The sequence below is a fragment of the Actinomadura sp. BRA 177 genome, from assembly GCF_013372625.1.
In the GTDB taxonomy this organism is placed as follows: Bacteria; Actinomycetota; Actinomycetes; order Streptosporangiales; family Streptosporangiaceae; genus Spirillospora.
The window spans coordinates 1-19,578 of the sequence record NZ_JABXFD010000342.1; the positions used below are offsets into that span (position 1 = coordinate 1).

Genomic DNA, 19,578 nt, shown 5'->3' on the forward strand with positions numbered 1-19,578 from the left:
CTGCAGGTCGTCCGCGGCGGCGAGGGCGCGGGCGGTCAGCACGGCGACGAGCGCCGCGATCTCCTCCGGGCTCGCGTCGCCGCGGACGACCTGCAGGAAGGGCTTCTGCTCAGCGGTCACGAAATCCGGCCTTCCGGGAGAGTCGGCCTCACAGTGGGATGTTCCCATGCTTCTTGGGCGGCAGCGTCTGGCGCTTGTCGCGCAGCGCCCGCAGCGCCCGCACGACCTGCCCGCGCGTCTCGGACGGCTTGATCACGTTGTCGATGTAGCCGCGCTCGGCCGCGATGTAGGGGTTGGCGAGCGTGTCCTCGTACTCGGTGATCAGCTCGGCGCGGCGGGCGTCCGCGTCGTCCGCGGCGGCGAGGTCGCGCCGGTACAGGATGTTGACCGCGCCCTGCGCGCCCATCACCGCGATCTGCGCGGTCGGCCACGCCAGGTTGATGTCGGCGCCGAGGTGCTTGGACCCCATGACGTCGTACGCGCCGCCGTACGCCTTCCGCGTGATGATCGTGACGAGCGGGACGGTGGCCTCGGCGTAGGCGAACAGCAGCTTCGCGCCGCGCCGGATGATGCCGTTCCACTCCTGGTCGGTGCCGGGCAGGAAGCCGGGGACGTCCACGAACGTCAGCACCGGGATGTTGAACGCGTCACAGGTCCGGACGAACCGGGCGGCCTTCTCGGACGCGTCGATGTCGAGCGTCCCGGCGAACTGCATCGGCTGGTTCGCGACGATGCCGACCGAGCGGCCCTCGACCCGGCCGAAGCCGACGATGATGTTCGGCGCGTACTGCTCCTGGACCTCCAGGAACTCGCCGTCGTCCAGCACCCGCTCGATCGCGGTGTGCATGTCGTAGGGCTGGTTCGGCGAGTCGGGGATGAGGGTGTCGAGCTCCTCGTCCAGCTCGGTGACGTCCACCGGCACGTCGAACGCGGGCGCGTCCGACAGGTTGTTGGACGGCAGGTACGACAGCAGCGCCTTGACGTACTCGATCGCGTCGTCCTCGTCCGACCCCTGGTAGTGGGCGACGCCGGACTTGGAGTTGTGCGAGTGCGCCCCGCCCAGCTCCTCCATCGTGACCTCTTCACCGGTGACCGTCTTGATCACGTCCGGCCCGGTGATGAACATGTGGGACGTCTGGTCGACCATGACGATGAAGTCGGTGATCGCCGGCGAGTACACCGCGCCGCCCGCGCACGGCCCCATGACCAGTGAGATCTGCGGGATGACGCCGGAGGCGTGCACGTTCCGCTTGAAGATCTCCGCGTACAGGCCGAGCGCGACCACGCCCTCCTGGATCCGCGCGCCGCCGGAGTCGTTGATGCCGATCACCGGGCAGCCGGTCTTGATCGCGTGGTCCATGACCTTGACGATCTTCTCGCCGAACACCTCGCCGAGGGACCCGCCGGAGACGGTGAAGTCCTGGCTGAAGATCGCGACCGGCCGGCCGTCCACCGTGCCGTACCCGGTGACGACGCCGTCGCCGTACGGGCGGTTGCCCTCCATCCCGAAGTTGGTGGAGCGGTGCCGCGCCATCTCGTCGAACTCGACGAACGAGCCGGGGTCGAGCAGCGCGTCGATCCGCTCCCGGGCCGTCATCTTGCCCTTGGCGTGCTGCTTCTCGACGGCGCGCGCCGAGCCGGCGTTCACCGCCTCGTACCGGCGCCGCTCCAGGTCCGCGATCTTTCCCGCCGTGGTGTGGACGTCGTAGTCCACGGGGGGTTCAGGGGCTTCCGTCGCCATGCCGGTCAGGGTAACCGGCCGCTGATCCGGGACGTGCGGCCGGGTGCCGGTGACCGGGACGAAGCCCGTCCCGTCCGCGCTCGTTAGGCTTGTCGGGTGGCTACGAAGACGCGTGACACCTTTCGTCAGGACATGCCCGAACCGCTGCGCCGCGACGTGCGGCTGCTGGGCGCGATGCTCGGCGACTCCCTCGTGGAGTACGGCGGCAAAGGGCTGCTGGACGACGTCGAGCGGCTCCGCCACGCGGTGATCGCGGCCCGCCGCGGCGAGACGGGCATCGAGGAGGTCGCCGCCCTCGCCGACGGCTGGACGCTGGAGCGCGCCGGGCAGGTCGCCCGCGCGTTCACCGTCTACTTCCACCTGACGAACCTCGCCGAGGAGCACCACCGCATCCGGACGCTGCGGGAACGCGACACCGGCGACACCGTCCCCGGTTCCGTCGCCGCCTCGATCGAGCAGATCCGCGCCTCGGGCGACGGCCGCCTGGACGGCGTCATCGAGGGCCTCGAATTCCGGCCGGTCTTCACCGCGCACCCGACCGAGGCGCGCCGCCGCGCCGTCGTCACCGCGATCCAGCGGATCAGCGACCTGCTGACGCACCTGAACGACGCGCCCGGCGCGTCCGAGCTCGAAGAGACCGAGCGGAGCCTCCGCGAGGAGATCGACCTCCTGTGGCGGACGGCGCTGCGCCGGCACACCCAGCTCGACCCGCTGGACGAGGTCCGCACCGCGATGGCCGCGTTCGACGAGACGATCTTCCGGGTCGTCCCGCACATCTACCGCTCCCTCGACCGGGCCCTCGACGGCGAGGACACCGGCACCCGTCCGCCGAAGGCCCGCCCGTACCTGCGGTTCGGCAGCTGGATCGGCGGCGACCGCGACGGCAACCCCTACGTCACCGCGCAGGTCACCCGGGACGCCGTCATGATCCAGGCGGAGCACATCCTGCACGCCCTGGAGAACGCGTGCGCCCGGATCGGCCGCGAGCTGACCGTCCACGAGATCACCACGCCCGCCGCGCCCGCCCTGCTGGACGTCCTGGCAGCCGCGCGCACCGCGCACCCGAGGCTGATCGCCGAGATCGGCAAGCGCTCGCCCGGCGAACCGCACCGCCAGGTCCTGCTGCACGCCGCCGCCCGCATCGCCGCGACCCGCGACCGCGACGCCGACCTGGCCTACGCGTCCCCGGACGAGCTGCTGGCCGACCTGCGCGCCGTGCAGGACTCCCTCGCCGGCGCGGGCGCGGCCCGGCAGGCCTACGGCCGCGTCCAGCAGCTGATCTGGCAGGTGGAGACGTTCGGCTTCCACCTGGCCGAACTGGAGATCCGCCAGCACTCGGAACTGCACGAGAAGGCCCTGGCCGAACTCGACGGCGAACACTCCGAGATGACCGACGAGATCCTGGAGACCCTCCGCGTCGTCGCGTGGATCCAGGGACGGTTCGGCGTCCGCGCCTGCCACCGCTACGTCATCTCCTTCACCCGCTCCGCCGAGGACATCGCGAACGTGCACGCCCTCGCCGCGTCCCTCGGCGACGGCGCGCCGGTCCTGGACGTGGTCCCGCTGTTCGAGACCGGCGAGGACCTGCAGCATGCCCCGGCCGTCCTCGACGGGATGCTCGAAATCCCCGCCGTGCAGCGCCGCCTGGACGACACCGGCCGCCGCCTGGAGGTCATGCTCGGCTACTCCGACTCCGCCAAGCAGCTCGGCCCGGCCAGCGCCACCCTCCTCCTGTACGACACGCAAGAGGCACTCGCCGCGTGGGCGGCCCGGCACGACATCAAGCTGACCCTGTTCCACGGCCGTGGCGGCTCCCTGGGCCGCGGCGGCGGCCCGGCCAACCGCGCGATCCTCGCGCAGGCCCCCGGCTCGGTCGCGGGCCGGTTCAAGGTCACCGAGCAGGGCGAGGTCATCTTCGCCCGCTACGGCCAGCGCGAGATCGCCCGCCGCCATGTCGAGCAGGTCACCAGCGCCGTCCTGCTGGCCTCGACCGATGCCGTCCAGGACCGCGCCCGCGAGGCCGCCGACCGCTTCCGCCCCCTCGCCGACAAGATCGGCGAAGCGGCGAAGACGGCGTTCCGCGCGCTCATCGAGACCGAGGACTTCGCCGTCTGGTTCGCCCAGGTCAGCCCGCTTGAGGAGATCTCCGAACTCCGCATCGGCTCCCGCCCGGCCCGCCGTAAGGCCGCCCGCGGCCTGGAGGACCTGCGCGCGATCCCCTGGGTGTTCGCCTGGACGCAGACCCGCGTCAACCTCCCCGGCTGGTACGGCCTGGGCAGCGGCCTCGCCGCCGTGTCGGACGACGGCCGCGACCTCACCGCCCTGCGCGAGGCCTACGAGGCGTGGCCGCTGTTCAACACCCTCCTCGACAACGCCGAGATGAGCCTCGCCAAGTCCGACCGCGCGATCGCCGAACGCTACCTGGCGCTGGGCGAACGTCCCGAACTCTCCGAGACCGTCCTGTCCGAGTACGACCGCACCCGCCGCCTGGTCCTGGCGGTAACAGGCCACGAACGTCTCCTGGAGAACCGCCGCGTCCTCTCGCGCGCAGTCGAACTCCGCAACCCCTACGTGGACGCCCTCTCCCACCTCCAACTACGAGCCCTGAAGGCCCTGCGGGCAGGCGTGGAGAACGAAGAAGAACGAGCCCACCTGGAAGACCTGCTCCTGCTGTCCGTCAACGGCGTAGCCGCCGGCCTCCAGAACACCGGCTGACACTGCGTACTACAATTTGTAGTACGCGACGTGCTACGCTGTGCGTATGTCCACTATCACGATCAGGGCCGATGAGCAGACCGAGCGAGCCCTTGATGAACTCACTGAGGACGGCGTTGACCGGTCTGCCGCGATCCGCGAAGCCATCCAGGAGGCTGCGCAACGCCGTCGCGCGAACAAACTCCGGGCCGAAGCGGAGTCGCTGGCAGCGGACCCGGACGACCGTGCCGAGGCCGCCGCGGTTCTCGCGGACATGGAGAGCCTGCGTGCGTGGTGACGTCTACAAGTTCCTCAACCCTCGGGGTGCCAAGGGACATGAGCAGCAGGGCCACAGGTATGCCGTGGTCGTGCAATCAGATCTGCTCCCACTTTCCACCTGGCTCGTCGCTCCGACATCCACGAGTGCGCGCCCGGCGTCATTCCGTCCCGAAGTAGAAGTAGCGGGCAAGACCACGCGAGTCCTGGCTGAGCAGACGGCGGCCATCGACCCGCAGCGGCTGGGCAGCCAGGTCGGAACCCTGTCCTTCAACGAACTTCGTGCGGTGGACGCCGCGCTGCTCACGGTGCTGGGCCTAGCCTTTTAACTCTCGGCCGAGCTAGGCCAGTTGGGCCTGCGCGGCTCTTGAAGGCGGTGCCGCGGCTGGGAGTCGTGGCTGCGCTGATTTTCACGTGCTGCCATCGGCGCTGCCGTTCCCGGCCCGGGTCGCGCTGACCCTGCGCACGCTCGCCGGGCTGAGCACCGCCGAGATCGCCCGCGCCCTCCTGACCGCCGAGCCCGCGCTGGCGCAGCGCCTCGTCCGCGCGAAGCGCAAGATCCAGGAGGCCGGCATCCCCTACCGGGTCCCGCCCGCCGAACTGCTCCCGGAACGGCTCGCCGCAGTCCTCGCCGTCCTCTATCTGATCTTCAACCAGGGCTACGACGAGCAGGATCCGCAACGGGACCTGACGGCCGAGGCCATCCGCCTGGCCCGGACCCTCGTCCGGCTGATGCCGGCCGAACCGGAACCGCACGGCTTGCTCGCGTTGATGCTCCTGCACGAGGCCCGCCAGGAAACGCGCACGCAGGACGGCGTCCTGGTCACCCTGGAGGACCAGGACCGCTCCCGCTGGGACCAGAGCTTGATCGCCGAGGGCGTCGCGACACTCGACAAGGCCCTGGCCATGCGGAGCGCCGGTCCCTACCAGCTGCAGGCCGCCATCGCCGCCTGCCACGCCACCGCGCCCGACCCGGCGAGCACGGACTGGCCGCAGATCAAAGCCCTGTACGCCGAACTGGCCCGCCTGACGCCGTCCCCGGTCGTGGACCTCAACCGCGCCGTAGCGGTAGCGATGGCGGACGGCATCCCCGCTGGCCTCGCCTTGGTGGACGAACTCACGGCATCCGGGCGCCTCTCCGGCTACCACCTCCTGCCCGCGACCCGCGCCGACCTGCTCCGCCGGGCCGGCCGCGTAACTGAGGCCAGGGTCGCCTACAAGGAAGCGCTAGAGCTGGCGCCGACCGAAGCCGAACGCCGCTACCTGTCGAAACGCCGCCGCGACCCCTGACCCGAAATTTTTTGCTCGGCGATGTCGATCCGAGCCGGATGCCCTTCGTCGGTGGGGTGAAGGTCCACCAAGAGGAAGGGAAGTTCCATGAGCACCCACACGACACAGCCGATGCCCGACGTGGTCGACCGGGCCGCTTTCCAGGCCGAACTGGACGCCCTGCGCGTCCGGGAGAAGGCGCACACCCATGCGGGCGACGCGATCGCGGCGGCCCGACGCCGCCTCCCCATGGTGGAGGTGGACGCCAAGACCCCGCTGGTCGGCCCGGACGGCCCCGTGACCCTCCTCGACGCGTTCGAGGGCCGCCGCCAGCTGATCGCCTACTACATGATGTGGTGCACCGGCCGTCCCGCCACCGAGCAGTGCGAGGGCTGCACGTACTACAACGGGCAGGTTCGCGAGCTGTCGAACCTGCACGCCGCCGGCATCACCTACGCGACGTTCTGCCAGGGCCCGTACGAGGAGAGCGTCCGCTACCGCGACTTCATGGGCTGGACGATGCCCTGGTACTCCGCCCAAGACTCCGTCGAAACCCTCCTGACCGGACGCAAGGCCGGCATGTTCCACCTCGTCTGCTACCTACGGGACGGCGACCGCGTCTTCGAGACCTACTGGACGAACGGCCGCGGCGTAGAGGCGATGGACATCGCCTACTCCCTGATGGACATGACCGTCTACGGACGCCAGGAGGCCTGGGAGGACTCACCCGCCGGCTGGCCGCGCGCCGGCTCGGTCAACGCCGGCTTCTTCCGCACCAACGGCCGTCCCACCGCCCAATGGCCCCGCCTGGAGGCCGGCCACTCCGACGACCTCGGCTAACCCCAGTTGGGTTTGCGCTTTTCGGTGAAGGCGGCGATGCCTTCGCGGCGGTCGGGGGACATGGCGGCGGTGCGCCAGGCGTTCTCCTCCAGGTCCAGGCCGGCGTCCAAGGAGACGCCGGCGCCCTGGCGGAGGGCTCGTTTGGCGGCGCGGACGGCGATCGGGGAGTTCTGCGCGATCACACCGGCGAGCGTGAGGGCCTCCTCACGCGCGCTGCCGGCCGGGACCTTGCGGTCTACCAGGCCGTAGGCGAGGGCCTCGTCGATGCTCAGGCGGCGGCCGGTGAAGACCAGGTCGGCGGCCCGGCCGGGGCCCAGGCGGCGGAGCGCCAGTTGCGTTCCGCCGCCGCCGGGGACGAGGCCGACGCTCACCTCGGGCAGGCCGAACACCGCGGTCTCGTCCGCGACGATCAGGTCCGTGGAGAGGGCGAACTCGCAGCCGCCGCCGAGCGCGTAGCCGTGCACGGCGGCGATGACCGGCTGCGGGAGGTTCAGGACGCCGCCGAACGCGGCGCGGAAGACCGGGCGCTGCGCGAGGATCTCGTCGTCCGTCATCGCGTTGCGTTCCTTGAGGTCCGCGCCGACGCAGAACGCCTTCTCGCCGGAGGCGCTCAGGACGACGGCGCGGACGGCCGCGTCCGACGAGACCTCGGCGCAGACGTCGGCGAGCCGCCGCGCCATCGCGGTCGACAGGGCGTTGAGGGCCTCGGGGCGGTCCAGCACGATCTCGGCGACGTTCCCGTCGCGCCGCAGCGTCACACCATCCATAGAGCGCACCCTAACGACCGGCGAGCGCCTTCCCTGCCGGGCGGCCCCAAGATCACGGCGGCTTTGGGGTTGGATGGAGGGTGTGGAATCAGCGTATGGGGATCTCGGGCGGCCGCCGTTGCACGAAGGGGCGCTGCAGCGGGCGCTCGTCCGGGACGGGGGGCTCTGGCACGAGGTCCGGGTCGTGGACGAGACCGGCTCCACCAACGCCGACCTCGCGGCGCGCGCGCGGGACGGGGCACCGGAGGGGACGGTGCTGGTCACCGAGCTGCAGACGGCGGGCCGGGGGCGGCAGGGCCGGACGTGGACGGCGCCGGCGCGGTCCGGGCTGGCGTTCTCGATGCTGCTGCGGCCCGCGGTGCCGGTGCCGCGGCTCGGGTGGGCGTCGCTGCTGACGGGCGTCGCGGTCGCCATGGCGGTACGGCGAATGACCGCCTGGTCGCAGACGGGGGAGCGGTTCCTCGGCGACAAGGAGGACGTGGCCGTCGACGCGCGGCTCAAGTGGCCCAACGACGTCCTCGTCGGGGACCGCAAGCTCGCCGGGATCCTCGCCGAGAAGGTCGAGGACGGCCTGGTGATCGGCGTCGGGCTGAACGTGGGGCTGCGCGAGGAGGAACTGCCGGTGCCCGCGGCGACGTCCCTGGCGATCGAGGGCGCGCCGCTGAGCGACCGGGCGCCGCTGCTGCGCGCGATCCTGCGCGAGTTCGCGACCTGGTACCGGGAGTGGACGGCGCTGGACGGTGATCCGGAGGCCGGCGGCCTGCGTACCGCCTACCGTGACCTGTGCACGACACTCGGGCGCGAGGTCAGGGTGGAGCTGCCCGGCGACGCGCGGCTGACCGGGACGGCGCGGGACGTGGACCCGGCGGGGCGGCTGGTGGTCGCGGGACCGGCCGGGGAGAGCGCGGTCAGCGCCGGCGACGTGGTGCACGTCCGGTGAACGGGGAACGAGGATCGCCCGTTCGGACGTTGATTCGATTGCTGATCTGCGACGATATGTCGGGGTACCGGGGCATGGCGCCGCCGCCCCGGCCCAGGACCGCGGCGGACTGAGGGGCGGAGAATGGCGGCCGGATTGCCCGATCCGAAGCAGATCGAGGAGCTCCTGCTCGGCGGCGAGCTGCGGTACAACCGCGTGCAGGCCGTCCGGCGGGCCGGGGTCTCCCGGGACTTCGCCGGCCGGATCTGGCGGGCGTTCGGCTACCCGTCCATGCCGGACGAGGAGGTCGCCTACACCGAGGGCGACGTCGCGGCGCTGGACCGGCTCCGCACGCTCGTCGCCGACGGCATCCTCGACGAGGACGGCGTGGTCCGCCTCGTCCGGGCCTACGGGCAGACGATGACGCGGCTCGCGGAATGGCAGGTCAGCCTGCTGCGCAGCATGCTGACCCAGGACCCGCACGACACGCCGTCCGCCGAGGCGGTCGACACGGTCGTGGACATCGCGGAGAAGCACATCGGCGAGTTCGAGCCGCTGGTCGTGCACGCCTGGCGGCGCCAGCTCGCCGCGGCCGGCACGCGGGCGCTGGCCGCCGCGGCGACCCGGGACAACGGCGACCCGGCGGGCCGCCCGATGACCACCGTCGGGTTCGCCGACATGGTGTCGTTCACGCGGGTCAGCCGGGAGCTGGAGGAGATCGAACTCGCCGGCGTGGTGGAGTGGTTCGAGGAGACCGCCGCCGACATCATCGCCTCCCGCGGCGGCCGGCTGGTGAAGACGCTCGGCGACGAGGTGCTGTTCAGCGCGGAGACGCCGGAGGTCGGCGCGGAGATAGCGCTGACGGTGGCGGCGGCCATCCAGGACGAGACCGAGGTCCCGGACGTGCGGGTCGGCGTCGCGTACGGGCCCGTCCTGCCGCTGATGGGCGACGTGTTCGGGACGACCGTCAACCTGGCGGCCCGGCTCACCTCGCTGGCCCGGCCCGGCTCCGTCGTGATCGACAGCGAGCTGGCCGCGCAGCTGGAGAAGGACCCGGCCTACCAGGTGACGCGCATCGTCCGGCGCCCGGTCCGCGGCCTCGGCATCATCCAGCCGTACGTCCTGCGCCGCAAGACCGAGGACTGACCGGCGTCTGGAGCGGAGCTCCAGCGGAGCGGAAGACGACGGTCAGTCGCTCTTGCCGGGGGGTGTGGGGGGTCGCCCCCCCACGAACAATGACGCTCAGTAGGCGCTGGGGCCGCTCTCGGCGGGCGAGTCGGTGAGGCGCTGCAGGTAGTTCTGCTCGCCGAGCGCCTGGACGAGGCTGAGCTCGGTCTCCAGGTAGTCGATGTGCTCCTCCTCGTCGGCGAGGATGTGCTCGAAGAGCCGGGCGGACGTGACGTCACCGCGCGAGCGCATCAGCTCGATGCCGGGCCGCAGCCGCGCCACGGCCTCCATCTCGATCTCCAGGTCGGCCTTGAGCTGCTCGACGATCGTCTGCCCGATCCGCAGCGTGCCGAGCTTCTGGTAGTTCGGCAGCCCCTCCAGGAACAGGATCCGGTTGGTGAGCCGCTCCGCGTGCCGCATCTCGTCGAACGACTCGTCGCGGGTGTGCTTGGCCATCCGGAGGAAGCCCCAGTTCTCCTGCATCTTGGAGTGCAGGAAGTACTGGTTGATCGCCGTGAGCTCCGCGGTGAGCTGGTCGTTCAGCAGCGCGATGATGTCCTTGTCGCCTTCCATGCCGCCCATGCTCGCATGCTGGGCCAGTTCGGGACAGCACTAACCCCCCGCACGGCGTGTGTCCATGCGGGGAGCGGGCGGCGGCGGGTGTCAGGCGGCGGTCGGCGGGGCGGCTCCCTCTGCGGCGAGGTCGGTGGTGAGCTCGGCGGCGACCGGGGGCGCCGGTTGTGCCGGGACGGGGTCCGGGGCGGCCGTCAGGGCGAGGGGGCCGCCGGTCAGGGCGTCGGCCAGCTCGTTGGCCGTCCGGTACTGGCTGACCATGGTGTGGATGCGCTTGGTGCACATGCCGCAGCCGGGCTTGAAGCCGCAGGCGGCCTTGACGGCCTTGGCGGTCGCGCAACCGCTCGCCATGCAGCCGTGCACGTCATCCTCGGTGATGGCGTTGCAGATGCAGACGTACATGCCGGTAGGAGCCTTCCGTGCGGCTGAAGCTGGCTCGGCGCGCCCGACCTCTGGCCCTTAGGGTGCCCTTATTGAGGTAAGGCATGCCTAAGGTAGCTCAGGTATGTCCGTTCTGGCCAGTAGGCTCCCAATCGGTGTGATCCACCCCTCACGGGGAAGGGCTTCCGGCGTGCGCCGTCCGGGCCCGTCCGCCGCCGGTCCCGCGGCGCGCCACGGACGGGAGGGCGGGACAGTGGCACAGGTTTGGCCGGGCGACGCCTACCCCCTCGGGGCCCGGTTCGACGGCGCGGGGACGAACTTCGCCGTCTTCTCCGAGGTGGCCGAGCGGGTGGAGCTGTGCCTGTTCGACGGGCCGGCCGGCGACGGCGAGGAGACGCGGCTCCCGCTCCCGGAGGTGGACGCCTTCGTCTGGCACGGCTACCTGCCGGGCGTCATGCCGGGCCGGCGGTACGGCTACCGGGTGCACGGGTCCTACGACCCCCGCCGCGGGCTGCGCTGCAACCCGGCGAAGCTGCTCCTCGACCCGTACGCGCAGGCCGTCGAGGGCGAGGTCGACTGGGACGCGTCCTGCTTCGGCTACGACTTCGGCGACCCGTGGTCGCGCAACGACGCGGACTCGGCCGGGCACACGATGCGGTCGGTGGTCGTCAGCCCGTACTTCGACTGGGGGGACGACCGTCCGCCGCGCATCCCCTACCACGAGACGGTGATCTACGAGGCGCACGTCAAGGGCCTCACCGCGCGGCATCCGGACATCCCGCCGGCGCTGCGCGGCACCTACGCGGGGCTCGGCCATCCGGTGATCACCGATCATCTGCGGTCGATCGGGGTGACGGCGGTGGAGCTGATGCCCGTCCACCAGTTCGTCCACGACGACGCGCTGACGAGCCGCGGCCTGCGCAACTACTGGGGCTACAACACGATCGGCTTCTTCGCGCCGCACGCCGAGTACTCCTCGTCCGGGCAGCGGGGCGAGCAGGTGCTGGAGTTCAAGGCGATGGTGAAGGCGCTGCACGAGGCGGGCATGGAGGTGATCCTGGACGTCGTCTACAACCACACCGCCGAGGGCAACCACCTCGGGCCGACGCTGTCGTTCCGGGGCATCGACAACGCCTCGTACTACCGGCTCGCCGAGGACGACCCGCGCTACTACATGGACACGACGGGCACCGGGAACAGCCTGCTGATGCGCAGCCCGCACGTGCTGCAGATGATCATGGATTCGCTGCGGTACTGGGTGACCGAGATGCACGTGGACGGGTTCCGCTTCGACCTCGCCGCGACGCTCGCCCGCGAACTGCACGCGGTGGACCGGCTGTCGGCGTTCTTCGACCTCGTCCAGCAGGACCCGGTCGTCTCGCAGGTGAAGCTGATCGCCGAGCCGTGGGACATCGGGGAGGGCGGCTACCAGGTCGGCAACTTCCCGCCGCTGTGGACGGAGTGGAACGGCCAGTACCGCGACACGGCCCGCGACTACTGGCGCGGGCAGCCGGGCGCGATGCCGGACTTCGCGTCCCGGCTGACGGGCTCGTCCGACCTGTACGCCGACGACGGCCGCCGCCCGATCGCCTCGATCAACTTCGTGACGTGCCACGACGGTTTCACGTTGAACGACCTCGTCTCCTACAACGGCAAGCACAATGAGGCGAACGGGGAGAACAACCGGGACGGATCCGACGACAACCGGTCATGGAACTGCGGACATGAGGGCCCGACGGACGACCTGGACATCGTCGCGCTGCGCGAACGGCAGAAACGCAACTTCCTGACCACGCTGTTCCTTTCGCAGGGCGTCCCGATGCTGCTGCACGGCGACGAGATAGGCCGGACGCAGGGCGGCAACAACAACGCCTACTGTCAGGACAGCAAACTCTCCTGGGTCGACTGGACGGGCCTACGCGACGACACGCGCTCGCCCCGACCAACCGACCCCGCCGACCACCACGGCTTCGACGAACGCGGCTTCATGCTCGACTTCGTCCGGCGACTGTCGGCCCTGCGCACCGAGCATCCCGTCTTCCGGCGGCGCCGGTTCTTCCTCGGCGACCAGCGGTCGAAGCGCGCCCGCAAGGCCGCCCGGCGCAAGGGCGAGGCGGAGGCGGAGTCCGAGGTTCTGCCAGACCTGGTGTGGTTCATGCCCGGCGGGCAGGAGATGTCCGACAAAGACTGGTCGGCGGGCTTCAACAAGTCGCTGAACGTGTTCCTGAACGGCGACGCGATCGGCGAGCCCGACCGGCGCGGGCAGCAGGTGCGGGACGACTCGTTCCTGCTGCTGTTCAACGGGCACGACGGGGACCTGGCGTTCACGCTCCCGCCCGCCGTCTACGGGCAGATGTGGATCAAGATGCTCGACACCGCCGACCCGCTGCTCGCCGAGGAGGAGTCGCCCATCGTGAAGGCCCGCGAGAACGTCCCGGTCGGCGCCCGCTCGATCCAGGTCCTGCGCCGGGTCTGACCCCATGCACCCGACCGCCACGCACCCGACCGCCACGCACCCGACCGGACCCATGCACCCGACGACATGAACGCCGAACCCGCCGCCGAGGAACCGCTCCCCACCGACCCCCCAGAGGAAGCCGTGTCCGAGGATCACAGCGCAGAAGCGGCCGTCCCCGCCGCGGACGCCTTCGCCGCACCGCCGTCCGGTACCTACCGCCTCCAGCTCCGCGGGACGCCCGAGGGCCGCTTCGGGTTCGCCGAGGCCGCCGCGCTCGCCCCCTACCTGGCGTCCCTCGGCGTGTCGCACGTCTACCTGTCGCCGGTCCTGCAGGCGGCGCCCGGCTCCGCGCACGGCTACGACGTCGTCGACCACTCCCGGCTCGCGGACGAGCTGGGCGGGCCCGAGGCGTTCGGCGCCATGGCCACCCGGTTCCGCGCGCACGGCCTGCGGGTGCTGGTCGACGTCGTCCCGAACCACATGGCGATCCCGGAGCCGCACGAGCTGAACCTGCCGCTCGCCGAGGTTCTGGAGGACGGCCCTGCCTCGCCGTTCGCGAAGTGGTTCGACGTGGACTGGGACGCGGGCGGCGGCCGGATCGTCCTGCCCGGCGAGGGCGAGCCCAACTACCGGCGGTTCTTCGACATATCGGGCCTGATCGGGCTGCGGCAGGAGGACCCGGAGGTCTTCCAGCGCACGCACGGGCTGCTGCTGAACCTGGTGGAGCAGGGCCTCGTGGACGGCCTGCGCGTCGACCACCCGGACGGGCTCGCCGACCCGCGCGGCTACCTGCGCCGCCTGGCGGAGGCCGCGCCGGACCGCTGGGTGCTCGTCGAGAAGATCACCGAGGGTGAGGAGCGGCTGCCGCCGGACTGGCCGTGCGCGGGCACCACCGGCTACGACTCGCTCGGCATGATCGGCGGGCTGTTCGTCGACCCGGCGGGGGAGAAGCCGCTCACCGACTACTACGTGTCGCTGACGGGCAACCCGGGTGAGTTCGAGGAGGTCGAGCACGACGCGCGCCTGTATGCCGCCACGCACGGGTTGAAGCCGGAGATAGACCGGCTCTTGCGCGTCCTCCATCGCGCTGTGGGTGAACGTCGTCCCGGCCTGGAAAAGGCTCTGGTCGAGTTGCTCGTCGCCATGCCCGTGTACCGCGCGTACGTCGTGCCGGGGGAGGACGCACCGCAGCAGGCCGTGGACGTGTTGAACGAGTCCGCTGACCGTGCACGGGCGCATCTGCCAGAGGAACTGCACGACGACCTGGAGACCGTCGTAGACCTCGCCCTGGGACGTGGTGAGCGCACCGACGCCGAGTTCATCGTGCGGTTCCAGCAGACGTCCGCGCCGCTCGCGGCCAAGGGCGTGGAGGACACGGCGTTCTACCGGTGGAACCGTATGGCCGCGCTGAACGAAGTGGGTGGCGCCCCAGGGCGGTTCTCCGTCAGCCCAGAGGACTTCCACGCGTACTGCATCAGGCTCGCGCGCGACTGGCCGTTGACGATGACGACGCTCTCCACGCACGACACCAAGCGGGAAGAGGACGTACGGGCCTGGCTGTCGGTGCTGGCGGAGATCCCAGGCGAGTGGGGGGAAGCGGTCGAACGCTGGCGGACGTGGGGTTCCGCTCCATCGCCGCTGGAGCCCGACCTCGAATACCTGCTCTGGCAGACGCTCGTCGGCGCATGGCCGATCACCCAGGGGCGCTTGGAGGAGTTCCTCACCAAGGCGATGCGCGAGGCCAAAACCCGCACGTCCTGGGTCGAGCAAGACGCTTCCTACGAGGAGTCCGTTCTCGCCTATGCGCGGGCCGTCCTGTCCGATGCCGACCTCATCACCGACATGACGTCGTTCGTCGCCAAGCTGGCCCCCTACGCGCGCGTGAACTCGCTGGGACAGAAACTCGTTCAGCTGGCTATGCCGGGCGTTCCGGACGTCTACCAGGGCTGCGAACTGACCGGCTTGGCGCTGGTCGACCCCGACAATCGGCGTCCGGTCGACTACGGGCGGCGCCGCGAGCACCTCGTCCGGCTCGACACCGGCCGTCGGCCGAAGGAGGTCGACGACGAGAAGCTGCTGGTCACCTCACGGACGCTGCGGCTGCGCCGGGCGCATCCCGAATGGTTCGGACCGGGGTCGCGACACGAACCGGTCGCAGCGCGGGGGGCCGCCGCCGATCACGTGGTCGGGTTCGCCCGGGGCGACGCGGTCGCGCTCGCCACCCGGCTGCCCGTTGGGCTGGAGCAGCGCGGCGGCTGGAACGGCACGCGGGTGGACGTCCGCCATCAGGGCTGGCGGGATCTGCTGACCGGCTGCACGCACATGGGCCCGATCCTGGACGCGGGCCGCGTCTTCGAGCATCTGCCCGTCGCGCTGCTCGTCCCCAGGGAGATCGATAGGTGAGCAACCGTTTCGCGGTGTGGGCACCGGCCGCCGAGCGCGTCGAGGTCGTGGCCGACGGCGCGAGGCTTCCCATGGAGGCGCAGCCCTCCGGCTGGTGGGAGGCCCGTGTTTCCGACGCGGGCCATGGGACGGACTACGGCTTCGTCTTGGACGGCGCCGACGAAGTACTGCCCGACCCGCGTTCGCCCTGGCAGCCCCATGGCGTGCACGGCCAGAGCCGTGTCTACGACCACGAACGGTTCGCGTGGACAGACCAGCATTGGCATGGCCGTCCACTCCCTGGGAGCGTCCTGTACGAGATGCACGTCGGGACGTTCACGCCGGAAGGGACGTTCGATGCCGCCGCCGAACGTCTCGACCACCTTGTAGCGCTCGGGATAGACGCGGTGGAGTTGCTACCGGTCGCGTCCTTCCCGGGCCATCACGGATGGGGGTACGACGGCGTCCACCTATGGGCGCCGCATGAGCCGTATGGCGGTCCGGACGGGTTGAAGCGATTCGTGGACGCCGCCCATGCGCGCGGCCTGGCCGTCATCCTCGACGTCGTCTACAACCACCTCGGCCCGGACGGGAATCGGCTCGGGAGCTTCGGCCCGTACTTCACCAGCGCCCACGCCACCCCCTGGGGCGATGCGGTGAACTTCGACCAGGAGGGCTCGGACGGGGTTCGCGCGTTCGTCGTGCAGAACGCGCTGATGTGGCTGCGCAACTACCACTTCGACGGGCTGCGGATCGACGCCGTCCACGCAATCACCGACCACAGCGCGGTGCACATCCTCGAAGAAATGGGACGTGCGGTGGCCGCGGAGTCCGCTCATCTTGGGCGCGAGTTGTTTCTCATCGCCGAATCCGACCTGAACGACCCGCGCCTGGTGACGTCCAGGGAAGCCGGTGGATACGGCCTGGACGCGCAGTGGAGCGACGACTTCCACCACGCCCTGCATGCGGCCCTCACCGGCGAACGGCAGGGGTACTACTGCGACTTCGGTTCGCTGGAAACGCTGAAGAAGGCCCTTACCAAGGTTTTCGTCCACGACGGGACCATGTCCGCCTACCGGGGACGGCATCACGGGCGTCCGGTGAACGTCCGGGAAACACCCGCACACCGTTTCCTCGGCTTTCTGCAGAACCACGACCAAGTGGGCAACCGCGCCTCGGGCGACCGCATCGGCACCCTCTTGCCGTCCCCAGGCTTGCTCAAAGTGGGCGCTGCACTGCTTCTGCTCGCGCCGTTCACGCCGATGCTCTTCATGGGCGAGGAGTGGGGCGCGTCCACTCCGTGGTGCTACTTCACCGACCACCAGGACCCCGACCTGGCGCGCGCGGTCAGCGAGGGACGCCGGCGGGAGTTCTCGCGGCACGGCTGGACGGGCGAGGTTCCCGATCCACAGGCTGTGGACACGTTCCGCCGCTCCGTCCTCGACTGGGCCGAGCCCGACGACCCGCATCACGCTGACCTGCTCGAATGGCACCGCGCCCTGATCTCGCTGCGCCGCACCCGGCCCGAGTTGAACGACCCTCGGCTGACCGCGACGAGGGTCGAGCTGGACGAGAACGGGGCGCGCTGGCTGATGATGTGGCGCGGCGAGGTCTGCGTGGCGGCGAACGCCGGCGGGGTCCCCGTCGTCCTCCCGGCCGCGTCCGCCGGTGGCCGCCCGCGGTTGCTGCTCGCATCGGATCCGGCAATTCGCCTCGATGTCGACGGACTCGGCGATTCCGGAACGGGCGCGCTGGAGCTTCCGGCCGCCTCGATCGCGGTTTTTCACTGACCCGTACGCACGCGTAATGCGGTGTAGACCCGGGTACTGCCGCCTATGTCGTGTTCGCGAATGTACTACGAGTGGCAAACCGCAGGTCAAGAGCGCGGAGGCGGCCCGGTAATGGTCAAGAATGGTCATACGATCGGTTCATGACCTCAGTACTGCTCGCCGAGGACGACACGTCCATCTCCGAGCCTCTCGCCCGCGCGCTGCGTCGCGAGGGGTACACCGTCGAAGTAAGCCCGGACGGCCCGCAGGCGCTGGAGCGGGCGCTCGGCGGCGGTGTGGACCTGATCGTCCTGGATCTCGGCCTTCCCGAGCTGGACGGCCTTGAGGTGGCCCGCCGGGTACGGGCCGAGGGGCACGGCGTGCCCATCCTGATCCTGACCGCCCGGGCCGACGAGGTCGATACCGTCGTCGGGCTCGACGCGGGCGCCGACGACTACGTGACCAAGCCGTTCCGGCTGGCCGAGCTGCTCGCCCGGGTGCGCGCGCTGCTGCGCCGGGGCAGCACCGAGACCCCGATCGTCCAGGGGGTGCGGATCGACGCCGAGTCGCGCCGCGCCTGGATGGGCGAGCAGGAGCTCCAGCTGACCACCAAGGAGTTCGACCTGCTGCGCGTCCTCGTCCGGGACGCCGGCAAGGTCGTGACCCGCGAACAGATCATGCGCGAGGTGTGGGACACCAACTGGTGGGGTTCCACCAAGACCCTCGACATGCACATTTCCTGGCTGCGCCGCAAGCTCGGCGACGACGCCGGCAGCCCCCGCTACATCACCACGGTGCGGGGCGTCGGCTTCCGGTTCGAGCGCGGCGACTAGCACCGGCCGCCGCGGCCGCGCGGGACGGCCGGGGACCTTCCCGAGAGGCCCCCGGCCCCGTGCCGCGCGCGCCGCGGCCCCACCCTCGAAGGAGCCCTGATGAGGCGCCGACTCCTCCTGTCGACGCTCGCGGTGGCGGTGGTCGCGATCCTCCTGCTCGGCATACCCCTCGCCTACGCCGCCCACAAGCTCGTCTACGAGGAGGCCGGCCGGTCGCTCGACCGGGAGGCGTCCTCCATCGCCGGCAGCGTCGGGTACGCCCTGGAGAAACCGCAACCCGTCACCGGCGCGATCATCGCCCGCGAGTACCCCGGCCGGCACATCTCCGTCACGCTGCCGGACGGCCGCACCCTCACCGCCGGCCCGCCGAAACGCGGCCGCGCCCTCACCGCCACCGCGACGCACGGCGCGGTCCGCGTCCGGGTGTCGCGCCCGGCGTCGGAGGTCCGCGACGCCGCGCTGCGGCTGATCCTGCTGATCGCCGGCCTGGCGCTGCTCGGCGTCGCCGTCACCGTCGGCCTGGCGATGGTGCAGGCCCGCAAGTTCATGCTGCCGCTGCGCGAGCTCGCCGAGACCGCCGACCGGCTCGGCAGCGGCAACGCCCGCCCGCGCCCCCGCCGCTACGGCATCCCGGAGATCGACCAGGTCGCCGAGGTGCTGGACCGCAGCGCCGTCCGCATCACCGACCTGGTCGTCGCCGGCCGCCAGTTCGCCACCGACGCCAGCCACCAGCTCCGCACGCCGCTGACCGCGCTGTCCATGCGCCTGGAGGAGATGATCGAGGCCGCCGACTACCCCGACGTCGTCCGCGAAGAGGGCGAGGCGGCCGTCGCCCAGGCCGAACGCCTCGTCGCCGTCGTCGAGCAGCTCCTCGCCCGAGCCCGGCACGACCCGACCGGCGGCGCCGTCCCGTCCCCGATCGACGAGGTGATCACCCAGCAGGTCGAGGAGTGGCGCCCCAGCTTCCGCAAGGTAGGACGGGACGTCCGCATAATCGGCGAACAGGGCCTGGTAGGCCTCACCAACCCCGAAGGCCTCTCCCAGATAGTCGCAACACTCCTGGAGAACTCCCTGGCCCACGGAGCCGGAACCGTGACAATTCACACCAAACCAGGCGCCGGCTCGGTAGTCGTGGAGATCGGCGACGAAGGCACCGGAATCCCACCCGAACTGGAACCCCGCATCTTCGACCGCAGCGTGAGCGGCGCCCACGGCACCGGCCTGGGCCTCTACCTGGCCCGCTCCCTCGCCGTGGTGGACGGAGGCCGCCTGGAACTCCTCCAGTCCCGCCCCGCAGTCTTCGGCGTCTTCCTACGCCAAGCCGCCGAAGCCCGCCTAGCCACCGAACGAGTAGTAATGGGCCCCGCCTAACCCCGGCGAGGCCGCTCAGATCTCGGCGTAGTCCTCGGTGTGGGCGTCGAGGGGGTGGCCCAGGCGGGGGGCCGCGTGGCCGTTGGCGCGGTGGGCGCTGTCTCTTATACCCCTCTCACGCCGCCGACCGCGCGCAGG

17 protein-coding genes are annotated in these 19,578 nt (G+C 70.9%); 12 read left to right on the top strand and 5 right to left on the bottom strand.

Annotated elements, in window-relative coordinates:
* Together HUX53_RS18390 and HUX53_RS18395 are read right to left on the bottom strand one after the other, a co-directional pair.
* The coding region (locus HUX53_RS18390; protein ID WP_309237310.1) for an acyl-CoA carboxylase subunit epsilon at window positions 1-120 on the bottom strand (120 nt) is incomplete at its 3' end.
* Between the two features lie 28 nt (window positions 121-148).
* Window positions 149-1,741 carry an acyl-CoA carboxylase subunit beta gene (locus HUX53_RS18395; RefSeq protein ID WP_176404442.1) on the bottom strand — a complete coding sequence of 531 codons (1,593 nt, stop codon included), beginning with the start codon at window positions 1,739-1,741 and terminating at the stop codon, window positions 149-151.
* A gap of 132 nt (window positions 1,742-1,873) precedes the next feature.
* Here HUX53_RS18395 and HUX53_RS18400 point away from each other — a divergent pair, with 132 nt between their 5' ends.
* The 5 genes from HUX53_RS18400 to HUX53_RS18420 all read left to right on the top strand — a co-directional run bounded on the left by HUX53_RS18400 (window position 1,874) and on the right by HUX53_RS18420 (window position 6,820).
* Entirely contained in the window at window positions 1,874-4,456 is a 2,583-nt protein-coding gene (locus HUX53_RS18400; protein ID WP_176404443.1) for a phosphoenolpyruvate carboxylase, read from the top strand.
* A gap of 46 nt (window positions 4,457-4,502) precedes the next feature.
* Complete coding sequence (locus tag HUX53_RS41290; RefSeq protein WP_176404444.1) at window positions 4,503-4,733, top strand: ribbon-helix-helix protein, CopG family; 231 nt, start codon at window positions 4,503-4,505, stop codon at window positions 4,731-4,733.
* Window positions 4,723-5,040, top strand: a complete 318-nt coding sequence (locus tag HUX53_RS41295; RefSeq protein WP_176404445.1) for a type II toxin-antitoxin system PemK/MazF family toxin — start codon at window positions 4,723-4,725, stop codon at window positions 5,038-5,040. The genes HUX53_RS41290 and HUX53_RS41295 overlap by 11 nt, the downstream gene beginning before the upstream one ends.
* An 85-nt stretch (window positions 5,041-5,125) precedes the next feature.
* Window positions 5,126-6,001 carry a DUF6596 domain-containing protein gene (locus tag HUX53_RS18415; RefSeq protein ID WP_309237308.1) on the top strand — a complete coding sequence of 292 codons (876 nt, stop codon included), beginning with the start codon at window positions 5,126-5,128 and terminating at the stop codon, window positions 5,999-6,001.
* Between the two features lie 87 nt (window positions 6,002-6,088).
* A complete protein-coding gene (locus HUX53_RS18420; protein ID WP_176404446.1) occupies window positions 6,089-6,820 on the top strand; it encodes a DUF899 family protein in 732 nt (243 codons plus the stop codon).
* Here HUX53_RS18420 and HUX53_RS18425 read toward each other — a convergent pair.
* The gene (locus HUX53_RS18425) at window positions 6,817-7,587 is read right to left on the bottom strand and encodes an enoyl-CoA hydratase/isomerase family protein (RefSeq protein WP_176404447.1); all 771 of its coding nucleotides are present in this window, start codon (window positions 7,585-7,587) and stop codon (window positions 6,817-6,819) included. The two genes, HUX53_RS18420 and HUX53_RS18425, sit on opposite strands and share 4 nt — an antisense overlap.
* 73 nt (window positions 7,588-7,660) lie before the next feature.
* Here HUX53_RS18425 and HUX53_RS18430 point away from each other — a divergent pair, with 73 nt between their 5' ends.
* Both HUX53_RS18430 and HUX53_RS18435 read left to right on the top strand, forming a co-directional pair.
* Window positions 7,661-8,527, top strand: a complete 867-nt coding sequence (locus HUX53_RS18430) for a biotin--[acetyl-CoA-carboxylase] ligase (protein ID WP_176404448.1) — start codon at window positions 7,661-7,663, stop codon at window positions 8,525-8,527.
* Between the two features lie 123 nt (window positions 8,528-8,650).
* Window positions 8,651-9,652 carry an adenylate/guanylate cyclase domain-containing protein gene (locus tag HUX53_RS18435; RefSeq protein WP_176404449.1) on the top strand — a complete coding sequence of 334 codons (1,002 nt, stop codon included), beginning with the start codon at window positions 8,651-8,653 and terminating at the stop codon, window positions 9,650-9,652.
* Window positions 9,653-9,748: 96 nt separating this feature from the next.
* Here HUX53_RS18435 and bfr read toward each other — a convergent pair whose 3' ends face one another.
* Both bfr and HUX53_RS18445 read right to left on the bottom strand, forming a co-directional pair.
* Entirely contained in the window at window positions 9,749-10,246 is a 498-nt protein-coding gene (gene bfr / locus HUX53_RS18440; RefSeq protein ID WP_176404455.1) for a bacterioferritin, read from the bottom strand.
* 90 nt (window positions 10,247-10,336) lie between these two features.
* Complete coding sequence (locus HUX53_RS18445; protein ID WP_176404450.1) at window positions 10,337-10,648, bottom strand: bacterioferritin-associated ferredoxin; 312 nt, start codon at window positions 10,646-10,648, stop codon at window positions 10,337-10,339.
* Window positions 10,649-10,880: 232 nt separating this feature from the next.
* On the opposite strand from HUX53_RS18445, the gene glgX reads away from it, so the two are divergent.
* The 5 genes from glgX (at window position 10,881) to HUX53_RS18470 (ending at window position 19,440) form a co-directional block, all read left to right on the top strand.
* Window positions 10,881-13,103, top strand: a complete 2,223-nt coding sequence (gene glgX, locus HUX53_RS18450; RefSeq protein WP_309237309.1) for a glycogen debranching protein GlgX — start codon at window positions 10,881-10,883, stop codon at window positions 13,101-13,103.
* A gap of 66 nt (window positions 13,104-13,169) precedes the next feature.
* Window positions 13,170-15,488, top strand: coding sequence for a malto-oligosyltrehalose synthase (gene treY, locus HUX53_RS18455; RefSeq protein WP_176404452.1), 2,319 nt, complete (start codon window positions 13,170-13,172; stop codon window positions 15,486-15,488).
* Window positions 15,485-17,257, top strand: coding sequence for a malto-oligosyltrehalose trehalohydrolase (treZ, locus tag HUX53_RS18460; protein ID WP_176404453.1), 1,773 nt, complete (start codon window positions 15,485-15,487; stop codon window positions 17,255-17,257). Before treY ends, treZ begins: the two co-directional genes overlap by 4 nt.
* A 140-nt stretch (window positions 17,258-17,397) precedes the next feature.
* A complete protein-coding gene (locus HUX53_RS18465; RefSeq protein ID WP_026402549.1) occupies window positions 17,398-18,069 on the top strand; it encodes a response regulator transcription factor in 672 nt (223 codons plus the stop codon).
* A gap of 99 nt (window positions 18,070-18,168) precedes the next feature.
* On the top strand, window positions 18,169-19,440 hold the full coding sequence (locus HUX53_RS18470; protein WP_176404454.1) for an ATP-binding protein: 1,272 nt from the start codon (window positions 18,169-18,171) through the stop codon (window positions 19,438-19,440).
* The last annotated feature ends 138 nt before the right edge of the window (window positions 19,441-19,578 follow it).

Coding starts and splice junctions, on each gene's coding strand:
- treY (WP_176404452.1), top strand. CDS start 13,170: ATGAACGCCGAACCCGCCGCCGAGGAACCGCTCCCCACCGACCCCCCA.
- HUX53_RS18425 (WP_176404447.1), bottom strand. CDS start 7,587: ATGGATGGTGTGACGCTGCGGCGCGACGGGAACGTCGCCGAGATCGTG.
- HUX53_RS18470 (WP_176404454.1), top strand. CDS start 18,169: ATGAGGCGCCGACTCCTCCTGTCGACGCTCGCGGTGGCGGTGGTCGCG.
- HUX53_RS18400 (WP_176404443.1), top strand. CDS start 1,874: ATGCCCGAACCGCTGCGCCGCGACGTGCGGCTGCTGGGCGCGATGCTC.
- HUX53_RS18420 (WP_176404446.1), top strand. CDS start 6,089: ATGAGCACCCACACGACACAGCCGATGCCCGACGTGGTCGACCGGGCC.
- HUX53_RS18435 (WP_176404449.1), top strand. CDS start 8,651: ATGGCGGCCGGATTGCCCGATCCGAAGCAGATCGAGGAGCTCCTGCTC.
- HUX53_RS18465 (WP_026402549.1), top strand. CDS start 17,398: ATGACCTCAGTACTGCTCGCCGAGGACGACACGTCCATCTCCGAGCCT.
- HUX53_RS18430 (WP_176404448.1), top strand. CDS start 7,661: ATGGAGGGTGTGGAATCAGCGTATGGGGATCTCGGGCGGCCGCCGTTG.
- HUX53_RS18395 (WP_176404442.1), bottom strand. CDS start 1,741: ATGGCGACGGAAGCCCCTGAACCCCCCGTGGACTACGACGTCCACACC.
- bfr (WP_176404455.1), bottom strand. CDS start 10,246: ATGGAAGGCGACAAGGACATCATCGCGCTGCTGAACGACCAGCTCACC.
- HUX53_RS41290 (WP_176404444.1), top strand. CDS start 4,503: ATGTCCACTATCACGATCAGGGCCGATGAGCAGACCGAGCGAGCCCTT.
- HUX53_RS18445 (WP_176404450.1), bottom strand. CDS start 10,648: ATGTACGTCTGCATCTGCAACGCCATCACCGAGGATGACGTGCACGGC.